Consider the following 15,396-nt stretch of genomic DNA (forward strand, 5'->3'; position numbering starts at 1 on the left):
TCAGTACTCCTCGGCGCCGATGAGGGCGGCATCCTCGTCGACCTCATGCGACTCCGAGGCGGTGGTCTGCACGAACGACACCGCGATCACCGCGATCACGCAGTACCCGGCGGCGAACCACCAGGGTGCGGCGTGCGACGAGAACCACTCGGCCAGGTGGGCCACCAGCACCGCGGCCACCGCGGCTCCCGCCCAGCGCAGGAAGCTGTAGCCGGCGCTGGAGACCGATCGCGGCGTGGCTGCGTTGCCCGCCGACATCGCCACGCCGGTGAACAGCGTGTTGAGCACGCCGGACGGGATGCCCGACAGGATCACGGCCAGCCCGATCAGCCACACCTGGTGTTCCGCGGTGCCCACTCCGGCCAGCGCCATCACCACGGCGTAGGTACCGATGGCCACCATCACACCGCCGCGCTGACCGATCCACCGGGCCAGCCGGGGGGCCAGGAACACGCCGGCGAGCGCGGTCAGCAGACCCCACCCGAAGAACACCATGCCGGCGTAGATGGGACGCAGACCCATCGCGATCGGTGCCCAGGCGATCACCGTGAACAGGGCGCCGGTGTAGAACGCCGACCCGATCGACGTGATGAGCAGGGTGCGGTTGCGCAGCGCTTTGAGCGGGTCGACGATGCGGACGGGCTGACGGTCGGTGCGCGGGCCGTCGGACGGCAGCATCACCGCGCACAGGATGGCGCCGATCAGCATGAGCAGTGCGGTGCCGCCGAAGGGTGCCCGCCAGGTCCACTCACCGAGTACTGCACCGAGCAGCGGGCCCACGGCCAGACCTACACCGAGCGCGGCCTCGTACAGCATGATGGCGCCGTGCTGGCTGCCCTTGGCGGCGCTCACGATGAACGCCAGCGCGGTCGCGATGAACAGGGCGTTGCCCAGTCCCCACAGCACGCGCAACGCGATGAGCTGGTCGATGTTCGACGCCAGGGTGGACACACCGGCGGCCACCACGATCAGGCTCAGGCCGACGGTCAGGGTGCGTTTGGGGCCGTACCGGTAGGCCGACCATCCGGTGATCAGCATGGCCACACACTGCACGCCGACGTAGACGCCGAAGAGCAGGGTGAGTTTTTCCGGCGGCGCGTTGAGGGCCTCGGCGATGCTGTTGAGGATGGGGTCCACGAGGCCGATGCCCATGAAGGCGATGACGGCGGCGAACGCGGTCACCCAGACGGTGCGCGGCTGGCCGCGGAACGCGTCCATCAGCGAGTGGTCTTCGGTGTGTGCCGGGGCGGTGTGCTCCGCGACGGTGTCCTGGGTTGTGGTCATGTGTTTCCTCTGTGGTCCAACTCGTGTGGTGGTGTGGGAGTTGCTGTGTCAGCGTTGACGGGCCGCCGTCGGCTCCCCTTCGAGGAGCTGGTGAAGCGCCCGGAGTGCGGGCGCGGCGTCGGCGAGGCGGTCCCGGTCGGCGTCGGTGAGTTGCGCGATGGCCGCGGCGAGCACGTCGTCGCGTTCGTTGCGGACCCGGGTGAGTACTGCGCGCCCGTGGTCGGTCAGCTCGACGATCACGGCTCGGCGGTCGTCGGGATCGGGGCGCCTTTCGACGAGTCCGTTTTTGCGGAGACCGTCGACGAGCGCGGTGGCCGTCGGCATACGAATGGATTCGCGCTCGGCGAACTCGCCCATTCGCATGGGTCCGTGGTCGAGCAGCACGGCCAGTCCGGAGGCCTGCGCGGCGCTGTATTCCGGGATCGGTGTATGCCGACGCAGCGCGAGATAGAGCCGGGTCAACGCGGGGCGTAACCGGCGGGCGATCTCGGCACTTTCATCAGACACAGTTCGTAAGTCTAATACTTAGAGATACGAAATAAAAGTCCGAGCCTCACCGGGATCGAGTTCGAGCCACCGCACCGTTCAGTAGGCTCGTGCCCGTGACCCACGACAAGAAGCGCTTCTCGCAACTGCCCGCACGGTCGCGGGCGGTCATCATCTTCGGTGCGGTGCTCCAGTTCGGTCTGCAGGCCCTGGCGCTACGGGATCTCAAGCGACGCCCCGCCGGCCAGGTCCGCGGCCCCAAGAAAGCTTGGGTGGCAGCAAGTTTCGTGAATTTCATCGGACCGATCGCCTATCTGGCACTCGGCCGCCGACAGTGATTCGCGCGGACACCGCCACCGGGCACTACGCTCGGGGCGTATGACCGATTGGCCCCCCGAACCCGGGATCTTCGGCCCCGCCGACACCGGGGCACTGGCCGAGTTCTACCGCCGCCACGGCTTCGCCACCCTGCGCGGCCTGCTCACCGACCGCACCACCGCCGCCATCGAACGCGAATGCGTCGACGCACAGCGCCGGGTGATCGCCGGTGAGCTACCCGCTCGCCACGGCTCGACGGTGTTTCTCGACGACGCCGCCAAGGCCGACACCTTCGCGAACTACGTCGAATTCGTCAACGAGTTGTCGGCGACGGTGCGGGCGACGCTCGCCGACGAACGGCTCCTCGCCGCTGTGCGCGCCGTGATCGGTGACACCGCCTGGCTGCGGGAGAGCGACGGGTTCGGCGTGGTCTACCAGGATGCGCGACCCGGCCACGAATCGGGCTACTCGCGGATCGGCTGGCATTCGGACTGGCAGGCCAGCCCCAGCATGGACATCTGGCCGTCGGCGGCGTTCACCATCCACCTCGATGCCACGTCACCGGCCAACGGGTTCCTCCGCGTGGTGCCGGGCAGTCACCGGTGGGCCACCCCGGCGCCCTACCGCAATGCCAACAACGTGCCCGTCCCCGACACGGCCCGCCCGGCCGGCGGCTGGACCGACCAGCCCCCGCCGTTCCCGATGCCGCTGGGCTTCGAAAAGGTGCCCGGCGAGATCGGGGTGTACCTCGAACGTGGCGACATTCTGCTGCACGACGCCTACCTCTGGCATTCGGCGGCCCGGGCCACCGACGACCACACCACGCGCCGCCACGTGCGGGGCGGATTCTTCGCGGGCACTCGACCGCCCGCCGGCGCCCCGGACGAGTTCGTCAAGAACGCCGCCCGGTAACCCGGTCGGCGAACTCAGAACCGACCGCCGGTCCCGATCCGCCCCGAACTCGACGACCCGCCGAACGACCCGGGGCTGCGCCCCCCGCTGGTGTAGCCACCACCGCCGAAACCGCCTCCGTAGCCACCCCCGCCGCGGTATCCGCCACCGCGCATCGCGCCGCGCAGAAAGCTGTCCACCAGGATGCCGGTGAGCACCGCGCCACCCGCCGACGATCCACCACCGGAGCGCGGTTGCTGCGTCTGCTGCCAGCTCACCACGTCGCCCTGTGCCGCCATCAGCGCCTGATCGGCCAGCGCACCGGCGCGTCGCGCGGAGTCGGTCGCCGACCCCGGGTCGGTGCCCGCAGCGGCGTTGGCCGCATCCAGCAGCCGCTGGGCCTCGGCCAGCCTGGTGCGGGCCACCGACTGGATCGCGCCGCGGCGGGTGGCGATGAAATCCGACGCCGCCGATACCTTCGCCTGCGCGGCGGCCAGCGCGGCGGTCACCATCTCGGTGCGCCGCGCCCGTTCGGCGGACGCGTCGCGGGCACCGGCCAGCGCGGCATCGAGGTCGGCGTCGGCGTCGACGAGGGCGGTGAACACCCCGAGCGGATCGTCGGCGAAACCGGTCTTGGCCGCGGCCAGCGCCGCCGTCGCCGCGCTCACCGCGGTGGCCAGCGCCGGTCCGCCGTCGGTGGACAGCGTCGCCGCCTCCGACAACTCGCCCTCGACCTCCGCGATCAGCGCAGGCATCCGCGTGTGCGCGGCGCTGATGTTCTCGTCGGCGTTGTCGATCGCGTCGAGCAGCTTGCCGGCCTGCGCGATCGCACCCTCGGCCGACCGGATCGCGGCGACCGCCGCACCCTGTTTACCCACCGGTTGCGCAATCGCGGCCCGTCCCTGGTCGGCGCTGCGCTCGGCAAAACCGACCTCCTGCTCGGCCAACTCGACGTTGTGCGCGATCGAGGCCACCGTCGTCGCGCCGTGCTTCCCGGTCAGCTCGGTGAGCTTGCCCGCCGACTCGGCCAGCCGGGCCCGCAGCGCCACCAACTGCTGGGTGATCTGGCCGAACCTGTCGTCGGCGTTGATGAGCAGATTGCGCATCTCGTCGAACGCGCTCACCTGCTCGTCGAGCGCGGCGTCCACATCGGTGCAGGTGGTGATGATCTGCACCAGCATCGACCGTTGCTCGTCGGCGGTCTCCGGCACGTCGTCATCGAGGCGTTGCCGCAGCGCGAACGACGAGGCCAGACCGCGTTTGGCGTCGTCGAGAGCAGCGGTGAACGGGGCCGTCTGCACCGCCCCGAACTCGTCGACGGCCAGCCGCAACTCCTCCTCGCTGGTGCGGATCGCGTTGTCGGTGTCGGTGAGCACCTCGCGCGACCAGGGGTCGAGTACCTCAAGCGGCTGGGCGAGGAGCTGGTCGGCGGTCAGTTCCTGCTCGCGGACCGCCTCGAGTTCGGATTCCACCCGGTTACGCCTGCGCCGACGCGTGTAGAGGTAGGCGCCGCCACCGCCGACCACCGCGATGCCGCCGACCACCCCGGCGGTGATGAGTCCGGTGTGCGACGGGGTGAGTGCCGCGTCGATCCCGTTGGCCGCGGCGACCGCGGCCCCCGACCAGTCGGAGCGCTTTAGTGCGGGTACCACGTCGTTGCGGGCGATCGAGTCGACGGTCGACGCGTCCAGACCGTCGGCGGAACGGGGTGCGTCGAGGCGATAGCCACGGTCGTCGGTGGCCACGGCGAGCAGTACATCGTGCTCACCGAGATCGCTGAGCTTGATGGTCTGCTCGGCCCAGCTCTGGCTACCGAGCCCGTTGAAGGTCTTCACGTACACCACCCACAGCTGCACGCCATGCGCGCTGTAGAGACCGTCGACGGCGCCCTGGACCTTGTTGCGCTGCGCACTGCTGAGCACGCCGGCCGGATCGGTGACCTGCTCACGCAGCATGGTCGGGGCCTCGGCGCGCGCCTGCCCGGACGCGAACAGTCCGGGCAGCACCACCAACGCCACCAGCGCGACGGAGGCAAGCAGTGCGCCCAGAGCCGGTATCGGCCGGTTGACATGCCGGAACATCCCCGGCATTCCCGCGGAGAACATGACAGCCAATCTAGCCGTATCGTCCGACGGAGTGGCTCAGGCCACCGACGGCTGCCGTCGTGGCGGCAGCGGTATCTGCGCCGACGTCACCTGCTGGTAGTCGGCGTACTCCGGATACTTCGACAGCGTGATCGACTCGGTGAATTTCGTCGAGCCGACGAACAGCAACGTCAACAGCAGCGCCCCGAGAACGGTCGGTTGCAGCAGCGACCCGGCCGCCACCGCACCGAACAGGAAGATCACCCACCACTGCGCCTGCTCGAAGAAGTAGTTGGGATGACGCGAGAAGCGGAACAGCCCGTCGGTGCAGAATCTGTTCTGTCCCGCCGCGCCGACCGCCTTGCGCTTGTGGAAATCCCACTGCTCCTGATCGGCGAGCGCCTCCCCGGCCAAAAACACGCAGAAGGCGATCGCCAGCAGCACGTCGAGCACGCCGAAGCCACCCGGATGCTGTGCCACGGTGTAGGCGGGCAGCGTGATCAGCACCAGCAGCAGGTTCTGGTAGATGACGATGAAGAACAGGTTGAACAGCCCGAACTGCCACCCCGACATCCGGGAACGGAGGATCGCCCAGCGATAGTCCTCGGTGCCGGTGTAGCCGCCGCGGCGGGCGAAGTTGAATGTCAGGCGCGCACCCCACGCCGACACCAGCACCGCCATCAGCGTGACGCGCGTATCGAAGTCGCTGTCCACCGCGAACACCCAGAGATAGATGACCGGCGCGACCGACCAGATGCGATCCACCCACGACGTGTCGCCGGTGATCAGCGACGCGACCCAGCACAGCGCCGAGATGACCGCCGCGATGATCGCGACGACGGCCAGTACCGACATGGCGCTATCCCCGCCAGCGGCAGAGGGCTTCCACCGCGGCGAGGTCGTAGTCGGGTCCCCCGGTGCCGACGGTGATGAGCGAGACACCCTCGGCGCTCACCGCGTCGGCGGTGCGCAGCAGTTCGTCCACGTCGCCGGTGAATTGCAGTCCCGCCGACCGTTCGATGGTGTCGGGGTCGCGCCCCACCGCCGCGCAGTGCTCGCCGAGCACCTTCGCCTTGTGCCGGTAGGTCTCCACGTCGTTGAAGCCGTGCCAGATGTCGCCGTACTCGGCCACGAGTCGCAGGGTCTTCTTCTCACCGCTGCCGCCGATCAGCACCGGCAGCTTGCGGGTGGGCGGCGGATTGAGCTTCGCCAGGCGAGAGTCGATGCGCGGCAACGCCTGCCCGAGGTCGGCGAGCCTGCTGCCCGCGGTCCCGAAGTCGTAGCCGTATTCGTCGTAGTCCTTCTGGAACCATCCGGCGCCGATGCCGAGGATCAGCCGCCCGCCGCTGATGTGGTCGACGGTGCGGGCCATGTCGGCGAGCAACTCCGGATTGCGGTACGAGTTGCAGGTCACCAGCGCACCGATCTCGACGCGTTCGGTCTGTTCGGCCCAGGCGCCCAGCATCGTCCAGCACTCGAAGTGTGCGCCGTCGGGATCGCCGTAGAGCGGATAGAAGTGGTCCCAGTTGAAGACGATGTCGACGCCCGCGTCCTCGGCACGCAGCACGGCGTCGCGGATCAGGGAGTAATCGGGGGCGTGCTGGGGATGGAGTTGAACTCCGATGCGAATGGGAAAGGCCATGATCTTCAGTCTGCCCCCGCGGTCACCATCCGTCGATGGCCCGGGGGTAAACAGGAAACGTGGCCGACCGACCCAGCGCACCGCACCTCGACGAACTCCGCACCCGCACCAGCGCCAAATGGCGCAGCTACCCCGACGACGTGCTCCCGCTCTTCGTCGCCGAGATGGACTATCAGCTCGCGCCGGTGGTGGCCGACGCGATGATCGACCAGATCTCCCGCTCCGACCTGGGCTACGCGGGCGACGCCGGAGGTGTCGGCGACGAGTTCGCCGGCTTCGCGCAACGCCGGTGGGGATGGGAGGTGGCGCCCGACGACGTGCATCTCACCACCGATGTCAGCGCGGTGATCGTCGAGGCGTTGCGGGTGCTCATCACACCCGGCGACGGCGTGGTCATCACCCCACCGGTGTACCCGCCGTTCTTCGACCTGGTGCCCGAGGCGGGCGGACGGGTGGTCGAGGTTCCGCTCCGGTCCGGAACCGACGGCCCCGCCCTCGACCTCGACGGGATCGGCGCGGCCTTTGCGGCCGGTGCCCGCGCGATCCTGCTGTGCCATCCGCACAACCCGCTGGGGCTGGTCCATCCGCCCGCCGACCTCGCCGCCCTCGCCGAGCTGGCCGCCGCGCACGATGCGTATGTGCTCAGCGACGAGATCCACGCGCCCCTCACACATCCCGACACACCGGCACATCCCGGCAGGCGGTTCGTCCCGTTCTTGTCGGTGTCAGACGCGGCACGCGAGGTGGGGGTGGCCGCGCACTCGGCGAGCAAGGCCTTCAACCTGGCGGGCGCCAAGTGTGCACTCACCGTGGTGGGCGCCAATCGGATGCGCGCGCTGATCGATCGCCAGCCCGAGGAGGTGACCTTTCGCACCAGCATCCTCGGGCGCACGGCCACCGAAGCCGCCTACCGCGCGGGCGACGACTGGCTCGACGCCACCCTCGAGGTGATCGGCGAGAGTTTCGATCTGCTTGAACAGCTTGTCGCCCAACGTCTTCCACGTGTCAGCTATCGGCGTCCGGAGGCGTCGTATCTTGCCTGGCTCGACTTCCGCGAGACCGGCCTCGGCGACGACCCGGCCGATGCGATCCTCGCCGACGGTCGCGTGGCGCTGCACCGCGGACCGGCGTTCGGCGCGCAGGGCAACGGGTTCGCGCGGCTCAACGTGGCGTGTTCGCCGGACGTACTCACCGAGGCGATCGAACGCATCGCCCGCGTGGTCGATCGATGACGGCCCGTCCGGTCTCCGGCGCACGCGTTGTCGACGGCCCGGGGATCCCGTGACACGCTCGATGTCATGAGCACGCCGCAAGACCACCACGACCCAGACCGCCAGGACCCAGACCAGCACGAGCCTGACCAGCACGAGCCTGACCAGCACGAGCCTGACCACCGGGACACCGACCACAAGGATCCCGACCACAAGGGCACCCACCCGCATTCGGCCGCAGAGTGGGACGACCGCTACCGCAGCGCCGACCGGCTGTGGACGTCGGATGTCAATCCGGCGCTGGTTACCGAGATGAGCGACCTCCCGGCGACCACCGCTCTCGACGTGGGCAGCGGCGAGGGAGCAGATGCGCGCTGGCTCGCCGACCACGGTTGGCAGGTGACCGCCGTCGACATCTCGCAGGTGGCCGTCGACCGCGCCCGCGCCGCCGATACACGTCCCGAGATCGTGTGGTGTCAGGCCGATCTCACCGTCGACGACATTCCGGGAACCGATTTCGGGCTGGTGAGCGCGCACTACTTCCCGATCCGGGCCGACGACGTCGACGTGCCGCGCAAACTGATCGACGCGGTGCGGCCGGGCGGCAACCTGCTCGTCGTGGCCCACGCCCTCGAAGGTGTGCGTGCGCACGGGATCGACCCCGCCGAGTACGTGCAGCCCGGCGACTTCCTGCCGCTGCTCGGGCCCGGCTGGCGGGTGATCACCAACGAGACGCGGCCGCGTGGCGTCCCCGCCGGTGGCGGCCACCACGTCGACGACGTGGTGCTACTCGTGCATCGCCTGCCGATCGGCTGACCGCCGGACGGTCCCGCGCACCCGTTTCCTTCCCGCGCATCCAATTCGTGCCGCGGGAAGGAAATCGGTACGCGAGAGCCCGACGGTTCGGCCCCTGGCCGTTGTCGCACCCGCGTGCGAACATGTGTTCTATGCGCATCGAGCGGAAGGACCGGCAGGAGGCGTCCATCCTGCACGCCGACCTCGACTCCTTCTACGCGTCGGTGGAGCAACGCGACGATCCGACGTTGCGGGGCAAACCGGTGATCGTCGGTGGCGGGGTGGTGCTCGCCGCGAGCTACGAGGCCAAGGCCTTCGGTGTGCGTACGCCCATGCCGGGTCGGGAGGCGCGCGCCCTGTGCCCCCAGGCGATCGTGGTGCCGCCACGCTTCGACGCGTACACCGACGCCAGCCGGGCCGTCTTCGACATCTTCGGTGACATCACGCCGATCGTCGAGGGCATCTCGGTCGACGAGGCCTTCCTCGACGTCGGTGGCCTACGCCGGGTGTCGGGCACGCCGGTGCAGATCGCCGAGCGGCTGCGCTCCCGCGTCCGCGTCGAGGTCGGGTTGCCGATCTCCGTCGGCCTGGCCCGTACCAAGTTCCTGGCCAAGGTGGCCAGTGCGGTGAGCAAACCCGACGGCCTGCTCGTGGTGGCGCCCGGCACCGAACTCGCCTTTCTGCATCCGCTACCCGTGCGCAGGCTGTGGGGTGTCGGACCGGTCACCGAGGCCAAGCTGCACGCCGCGGGCGTCACCACCGTGGGCGGTATCGCCCAGCTCGGTGAGCGGTCGCTGCGTCACATCGTCGGGCCGGGTGCCGGGAGGCACCTGTTCGCACTGTCGATGGCCACCGACCCGCGTCGCGTGGAGACGGGTCGGCGACGACGTTCGATCGGCTCGCAGCGCGCGCTCGGACGGCGCCCGAAATCCGAGGCCGACATCGAGGCCACCGTCGTCGCGATCGTCGAACGGCTCGGCAAGCGGCTGCGCGCCGCGCAACGGCTGTGCCGCACCGTCGTACTGCGGCTGCGGTTCGACGACTTCTCGCGCGCCACCCGGTCGCGGTCGCTGGTCGAACCCACCGACCGCACCGACATCATCATGGGTTCGGCGCGCGGACTCCTCACCGATGCGATGCCGCTCATCCGCGAACGCGGCTGCACCCTGGTCGGCCTCTCGCTGACCAACCTCGACAACCACGACGCCGTGCAACTCACGTTGCCGTTCGACGACCGCCACGCGATCGAACTCGACACCGCGATGGACAGCCTGCGCGACCGGTTCGGCCGCGACGCCGTGACCCGTGCGGTACTGATCGGCCGCCACCACGGCGACGACGCACCGATGCTGCCGGATTGACGGCAGGGAACAACTCGGTGAAGGCGATGGCCAGGGTGGCCGGCTCCGCGTAGAACGGAATGCAGGAGCAACGTCGCCTCGAGAAGGCCGCCAGGAGTAGTCCGCAGTCGCCACCGAACCCGGAAGGCCACCGACATGACGGTCCCCACCCAGCACCGCACCTACGATCCGGCCGCCCTCGACGCCGACCTACGGTGGTGGGCGGCGGCGAACTACCTCACCGTCGCGCAGATCTACCTGCAAGACAACGTGCTCCTCCGCGAGCCGCTCGAGCCCGAGCACATCAAACCGCGGTTGCTCGGTCACTGGGGCACCAGCCCGGGACTGTCGGCTATCTACACCGTCCTCAACCGCATCATCGCCGAGACCGCGACACCGTGGCTCTACATCACCGGTCCGGGCCACGGCGGACCCGCTCTGGTCGCCAACACCTACCTCGAGGGCACCTACACCGAGATCTACCCGCACATCTCGCGTGACGCTGAGGGCGTGCGGCGCCTGTGCCGGCAGTTCTCCACACCCGGCGGCATCCCCAGTCACGTCAGCGTGCAGACACCGGGAAGTATCCACGAGGGCGGCGAACTCGGATACGCGCTGGTCCACGCGGCGGGCGCGGCCTACGACCATCCCGAGCTGACGGTGGCGTGCGTGGTCGGCGACGGTGAAGCCGAGACCGGTCCTCTCTCGGCGTCGTGGAAGTTGCCCGCCTTCCTCAATCCCGCGCGTGATGGTGCGGTGCTGCCGATCCTGCATCTCAACGGCGCCAAGATCGCCGGGCCGACCGTCCTCGGACGCAGCTCCGACGCCGAGGTCACCGACTACCTCAGCGGGCAGGGGTGGGTGCCGACGTTCGTCGAGGGCGACGATCCGCGCGAGGTGTTCACCGCACTGCGCTCGGCGATCGTGGAGGCGCGCCGCCGCATCGGCGACATCCAATCCGAGGCCCGGGCCGGGGGAGGAGACGGCGACGGGCCGCTGCCCGACACGCACTGGCCGGCCATCGTGCTGCGCACCCCCAAGGGCTGGACCGGCCCCAAAGAGGTCGACGGCCGCAGGATCGAGGGCACGCACTGGGCGCATCAGGTGCCGTTGTCAGGGGTCAAGGACAACCCGGAGCACCTCGCGATGCTCGAGCAGTGGATGCGCTCCTACCGACCCGAGGAACTCTTCGACGAGGCCGGCGCGGTGGTCGAGTCGATCACCGCACTGGCGCCCACCGGCGATCTCCGCATGGGTGCCACGCCGTACGCCAACGGTGGCCGACTACTCACCCCGCTGCGCCTGCCGCCCATCGCCCAGTACGCCCTCGACATCGATCTGCCCGGCGTGGTGCAACACGAGACCACCCGCGTGCTCGGCGAGTTCATGCGCGACATCTACACCGAGAACTCCACCCCCGACGGCGGCGGCATCTTCCGGCTGTTCTGCCCCGACGAGACCACCAGCAATCGGCTCGGCGCGGTCTTCGAGGTCACCGACCGCGCCTGGCAGTTGCCCACCACCACGCTCGACGACGGCCTTTCCGCGTCGGGCCGTGTCATGGAGGTGCTCAGCGAACACCTGTGCCAGGGCTGGCTGGAGGGCTACACCCTGTCCGGCCGGCACGGACTGTTCGCCACCTACGAGGCCTTCGCGATGGTGTCGGCGTCGATGGTGGTGCAACACACCAAATGGCTGCAGCACGCGGCCGAGTTGGCGTGGCGCGAACCGGTCGCATCGCTGAACATCCTGCTCACGTCGACGTGCTGGCGTAACGACCACAACGGGTTCTCCCACCAGGGACCGGGGCTGATCGACCTCGTGTTGCCGCTCTCGCCCGGGGTGGTGCGGGTATGGCTTCCGCCGGATTCCAACTCGCTGCTGTCCATCGCCGACCACTGCTTCCGCAGCCGCGATCACGTGAACCTGATCGTCGTCGACAAACAGCCCCACCTGCAGTACCTCACGCTGGAGGAGGCCGACGAGCAGGCCGCGGCCGGCGCATCGATCTGGGACTGGGCGGGCACCGAGGATGCCCCGGGCGACGAACCCGACATCGTGCTCGCCGCCGCGGGCGACGTGCCGACCCAGGAGATCCTCGGGGCCGCGCAGTTGCTGCGCGAGTGGGTGCCCTACCTGCGGGTGCGGGTTGTCAATGTGATCGATCTGATGGTCTTGCTCCCGCAGAACGACCACCCGCACGGGTTGGCCGAGGACGTGTTCACTCACCTGTTCACCGCCGACACCGACGTGGTGTTCGCGTTTCACGGGTATCCGCGCGCGGTCCACCAGTTGCTGCACGGCCGTACCGAACCGGGCCGCTTCCACGTGCGCGGGTTCTCCGAGCAGGGCACCACCACCACCCCGTTCGACATGGTGGTGCTCAACAAGATGAGTCGCTACCACCTGGTGCTCGAGGCGTTGCGGCGCGCGCGCCGCGTCGCCGAGCGCGGCGGCGAGCTCGCCGAGTACTGCACACAGCAACTCGCCCGGCACCGCGAATACGTGCGGGAACACTTCGAGGACATGCCCGAGGTTCGCGACTGGACGTGGTCGTAGCTCCACAGGCACGGGGTTCGCCGGTACCCACGGATCGGAGTCCCCGCAGACCCTAGAGTGGGTCGCATGACGATGCATGTGGACGCGACCAATCCGGATCTGATCACGGTGGACGTGCCGACGCACTGGTACAACCTCGCCGCGGAGTTGCCCGAGCCCATCCCGCCGCATCTGCATCCGGGCACCAGGGAACCGGTGGGACCCGACGATCTCGCCGCGCTGTTCCCCAGCGGACTCATCGCCCAGGAGGTGTCGGCCGAACCCTACATCGAGATCCCCGAGCCGGTCCGCGAGATCTACGCGATGTGGCGGCCGTCCCCGCTGTTCCGGGCGCGGCGTTTCGAGCAGGCCCTCGACACCAAGGCCCGCATCTACGTCAAGTACGAGGGTGTCAGCCCGGTGGGCTCCCACAAGACCAATTCGGCTGTCGCGCAGGCGTATTACAACAGCATCGACGGCGTCCGCAAGCTCACCACCGAAACCGGGGCCGGCCAGTGGGGCAGCGCCCTGGCGTTCGCGGGCGCGCAGTTCGGCATCGACGTCGAGGTGTGGCAGGTGCGTGCGTCCTACGAGTCCAAGCCCTACCGCGGCTATCTTATCCGCACCTACGGCGGCACCATCCATTCGAGTCCGTCGGAGCTCACCGCGTCGGGTCGGGCGATGCTCGCCAAGGATCCGGACACCACAGGGAGTCTGGGGATGGCGGTCAGCGAGGCCGTGGAGGTTGCCGCGGGCGATCCCGACACCCGGTACGCGTTGGGCAGCGTGCTCAATCACGTGGTGTTGCATCAGAGCGTGATCGGCCAGGAGGCCGTGGAGCAGCTCGCGGCGGTGGAACCCGATGGCGCCGACGTCGTCTTCGGTTGTGCCGGTGGCGGTTCCAATCTCGCCGGACTCTCCTTCCCGTTCTTGCGGGAGAAGCTGGACGGCCGGTCGGATCCGCGGGTGGTGGCGGCCGAACCGGCCGCATGCCCGTCGATCACCGCCGGCGAGTACCGCTACGATCACGGCGACGTCGCCGGACTCACCCCGCTGCTCAAGATGCACACGCTCGGAATGGATTTCGTGCCCGACCCGATCCACGCCGGTGGCCTGCGCTACCACGGGATGGCGCCGGCGCTGAGCCACACCGTGCAGCTCGGCCTGGTGGAGGGAGTGGCCATCAGCCAGCACGACGCGTTCTCGGCCGGGGTGCAGTTCGCCCGTACGCAGGGCATCGTGCCCGCGCCCGAGTCCACGCATGCGATCGCCGCCTGCGCCGCGCACGTCGCCGGCAGCGACCGCGACGAGGTGGTGGTGATCGGGCTCTCCGGGCACGGTCAGCTCGATCTACCCGCCTACGCGGAGTTCCTCGACGGGGGCTTCTGAACGGCGGGTTTCTGAACGGCGGGTTTCTGGACAGAACGGGGCGGCGAGACCGATGCTCTCGACGACTGCCGGGGTGGATCTTGCGGCCGCGCCTACGCACACCGCGGTGGCGCGTATCGAATGGTCGGGTGGCGGCGCTTCGCTCACGGAGCTGGTGACCCCGGCCGACGACGCGACGATCGGTGAGCTCGTCGCCGGCGCGCAACGCTGCGGCATCGACTCGCCGTTCGGCTGGCCCGACGCGTTCGTGGATTTCGTTGTCGCGCATCACTGTGGCCGGACTCCGGCAGGTGCGGCACTCGACCACATCGAGCACCGACGGCCGCTGGCCTACCGTCGCACCGACCGGTACCTCGTCGAGCAGGGGCTGGGCCGACCGCTCAGCGTGTCGGCCGACCAGATCGCCCACGTCGCGTTCCGCTGTGCCGGGCTGCTCGCCGATCTCGGCGTCACCGACCGGGTGAACGGCTGGGCGGTGGAGGCCTATCCGGCCGGTGCGTTGGCGCAATGGGGGTTTCGCTCGCGCGGATACAAGCGGTCGGTGAACCGGGCCGCGCTGGCCGAGCTGTGCGACGCCCTCCGCGTGGCGGCACCGTGGCTGGATCTCGGCGCGCACGCCGAACTGATGGCCCGCGACGACAATGCCTTCGACGCCGTCATCACCGCACTCGTCGCGCGTGCCGCCGAACGCGGGTACACCCGGCTGCCCGACCTCGCCGACACACCGGTCGCGGTGCGGGAGGGCTGGATTCATGTGCCATCCGGCGACCTCGGCGACCTCCGGTAGAGCGACCTCCGGTAGAGCGACCTCCGATAGCAGGACGGCCCCCGCCGCGGACGCCGTCGGCGCGCACAAACCCGGCACAACTATCCACAGGGGATCGCGATGCCCTCACCGGGGAGAGGTCATCCCCCGGCGGGGAAGTGCCTGCGCACCTGACGGCCGATCGGTCCCGGGTCGTAGTGCGTGTAGACCTTCTTCGCGTAGCGATCGATGGTCCACTCCGCTTCGGTCTTGGCATGGAACAGGGCGGTGTCGCCGGGCGTCAGGGTGAAGCTCTTCCCCAGGTACTTCACCTTCACCTCCCCCTCGAGGAGATGGACCGTCTCGTCGATCCCGAACTTCCAGACGAAGGTCGTCGGTCCCTGACACGACCACAGGCCCGTGTCCGAGCGGCCGTCGGGTGATCGACTGATCTCGCCGGCCAGAAATGTCGGGTTGCCCGAGAGGATCCAGGTGGGGTCGATGGTCTGGGGTGTCATCGGCACATTCGTCGCAATGGTCGAGGGTTCGTCGCTTCGCACGGCGAACCGGCCGACGTCGAACGCGATGACCGCAGCCAGGCTGAGCACCGCTCCCGCCAGCGCCGCGACCGCCATCCGAGTTTTCATCAGTACAGGATTACATGACGACGGCA

Annotated in this window: 14 protein-coding genes; 8 read left to right on the forward strand and 6 right to left on the reverse strand. The window is 69.2% G+C overall.

The genetic code is table 11. The features are described 5' to 3' along the window. Entirely contained in the window at positions 1-1,284 is a 1,284-nt protein-coding gene (locus ACWDSI_RS18275; RefSeq protein WP_449757375.1) for an MFS transporter, read from the reverse strand. A 48-nt stretch (positions 1,285-1,332) separates the two neighbouring features. After that, positions 1,333-1,791, reverse strand: a complete 459-nt coding sequence (locus ACWDSI_RS18280) for a MarR family winged helix-turn-helix transcriptional regulator (protein WP_449757376.1) — start codon at positions 1,789-1,791, stop codon at positions 1,333-1,335. A 95-nt stretch (positions 1,792-1,886) separates the two neighbouring features. Here ACWDSI_RS18280 and ACWDSI_RS18285 point away from each other — a divergent pair, with 95 nt between their 5' ends. Together ACWDSI_RS18285 and ACWDSI_RS18290 are read left to right on the forward strand one after the other, a co-directional pair. Next, positions 1,887-2,108, forward strand: coding sequence for a PLDc N-terminal domain-containing protein (locus ACWDSI_RS18285; RefSeq protein WP_449748794.1), 222 nt, complete (start codon positions 1,887-1,889; stop codon positions 2,106-2,108). Between the two features lie 40 nt (positions 2,109-2,148). Then, complete coding sequence (locus ACWDSI_RS18290) at positions 2,149-3,000, forward strand: phytanoyl-CoA dioxygenase family protein (RefSeq protein WP_449757377.1); 852 nt, start codon at positions 2,149-2,151, stop codon at positions 2,998-3,000. Between the two features lie 14 nt (positions 3,001-3,014). Here ACWDSI_RS18290 and ACWDSI_RS18295 read toward each other — a convergent pair whose 3' ends face one another. From ACWDSI_RS18295 to ACWDSI_RS18305, 3 genes are read right to left on the reverse strand one after another with little or no spacing between them, the layout of a single operon-like run. After that, positions 3,015-5,084 carry a TPM domain-containing protein gene (locus tag ACWDSI_RS18295; RefSeq protein WP_449757378.1) on the reverse strand — a complete coding sequence of 690 codons (2,070 nt, stop codon included), beginning with the start codon at positions 5,082-5,084 and terminating at the stop codon, positions 3,015-3,017. Between the two features lie 36 nt (positions 5,085-5,120). Then, positions 5,121-5,918, reverse strand: coding sequence for a DUF1295 domain-containing protein (locus tag ACWDSI_RS18300; protein ID WP_449757379.1), 798 nt, complete (start codon positions 5,916-5,918; stop codon positions 5,121-5,123). A 4-nt stretch (positions 5,919-5,922) separates the two neighbouring features. Beyond that, the gene (locus ACWDSI_RS18305) at positions 5,923-6,705 is read right to left on the reverse strand and encodes an LLM class F420-dependent oxidoreductase (protein WP_449757380.1); all 783 of its coding nucleotides are present in this window, start codon (positions 6,703-6,705) and stop codon (positions 5,923-5,925) included. A gap of 59 nt (positions 6,706-6,764) precedes the next feature. Here ACWDSI_RS18305 and ACWDSI_RS18310 point away from each other — a divergent pair, with 59 nt between their 5' ends. From ACWDSI_RS18310 to ACWDSI_RS18335, 6 genes are all read left to right on the forward strand, one after another. Then, positions 6,765-7,937: a MalY/PatB family protein gene (locus tag ACWDSI_RS18310; RefSeq protein WP_449757381.1), complete on the forward strand. Its 1,173-nt coding sequence runs from the start codon at positions 6,765-6,767 to the stop codon at positions 7,935-7,937. 66 nt (positions 7,938-8,003) lie between these two features. Continuing rightward, positions 8,004-8,732, forward strand: a complete 729-nt coding sequence (locus ACWDSI_RS18315; RefSeq protein ID WP_449757382.1) for a class I SAM-dependent methyltransferase — start codon at positions 8,004-8,006, stop codon at positions 8,730-8,732. Positions 8,733-8,863: 131 nt separating this feature from the next. Beyond that, on the forward strand, positions 8,864-10,072 hold the full coding sequence (gene dinB, locus ACWDSI_RS18320) for a DNA polymerase IV (protein ID WP_449757383.1): 1,209 nt from the start codon (positions 8,864-8,866) through the stop codon (positions 10,070-10,072). Between the two features lie 135 nt (positions 10,073-10,207). Then, a complete protein-coding gene (locus tag ACWDSI_RS18325; protein WP_449757384.1) occupies positions 10,208-12,610 on the forward strand; it encodes a phosphoketolase family protein in 2,403 nt (800 codons plus the stop codon). A 66-nt stretch (positions 12,611-12,676) separates the two neighbouring features. Further along, entirely contained in the window at positions 12,677-13,978 is a 1,302-nt protein-coding gene (locus tag ACWDSI_RS18330; RefSeq protein ID WP_449748804.1) for a TrpB-like pyridoxal phosphate-dependent enzyme, read from the forward strand. A 52-nt stretch (positions 13,979-14,030) separates the two neighbouring features. Beyond that, complete coding sequence (locus tag ACWDSI_RS18335) at positions 14,031-14,765, forward strand: DUF429 domain-containing protein (protein WP_449748805.1); 735 nt, start codon at positions 14,031-14,033, stop codon at positions 14,763-14,765. A 119-nt stretch (positions 14,766-14,884) separates the two neighbouring features. Here ACWDSI_RS18335 and ACWDSI_RS18340 read toward each other — a convergent pair whose 3' ends face one another. Beyond that, positions 14,885-15,370 carry a cupin domain-containing protein gene (locus tag ACWDSI_RS18340; RefSeq protein WP_449748806.1) on the reverse strand — a complete coding sequence of 162 codons (486 nt, stop codon included), beginning with the start codon at positions 15,368-15,370 and terminating at the stop codon, positions 14,885-14,887. Positions 15,371-15,396: the final 26 nt, after the last annotated feature.

The organism is Gordonia sp. NPDC003429, from assembly GCF_053588575.1.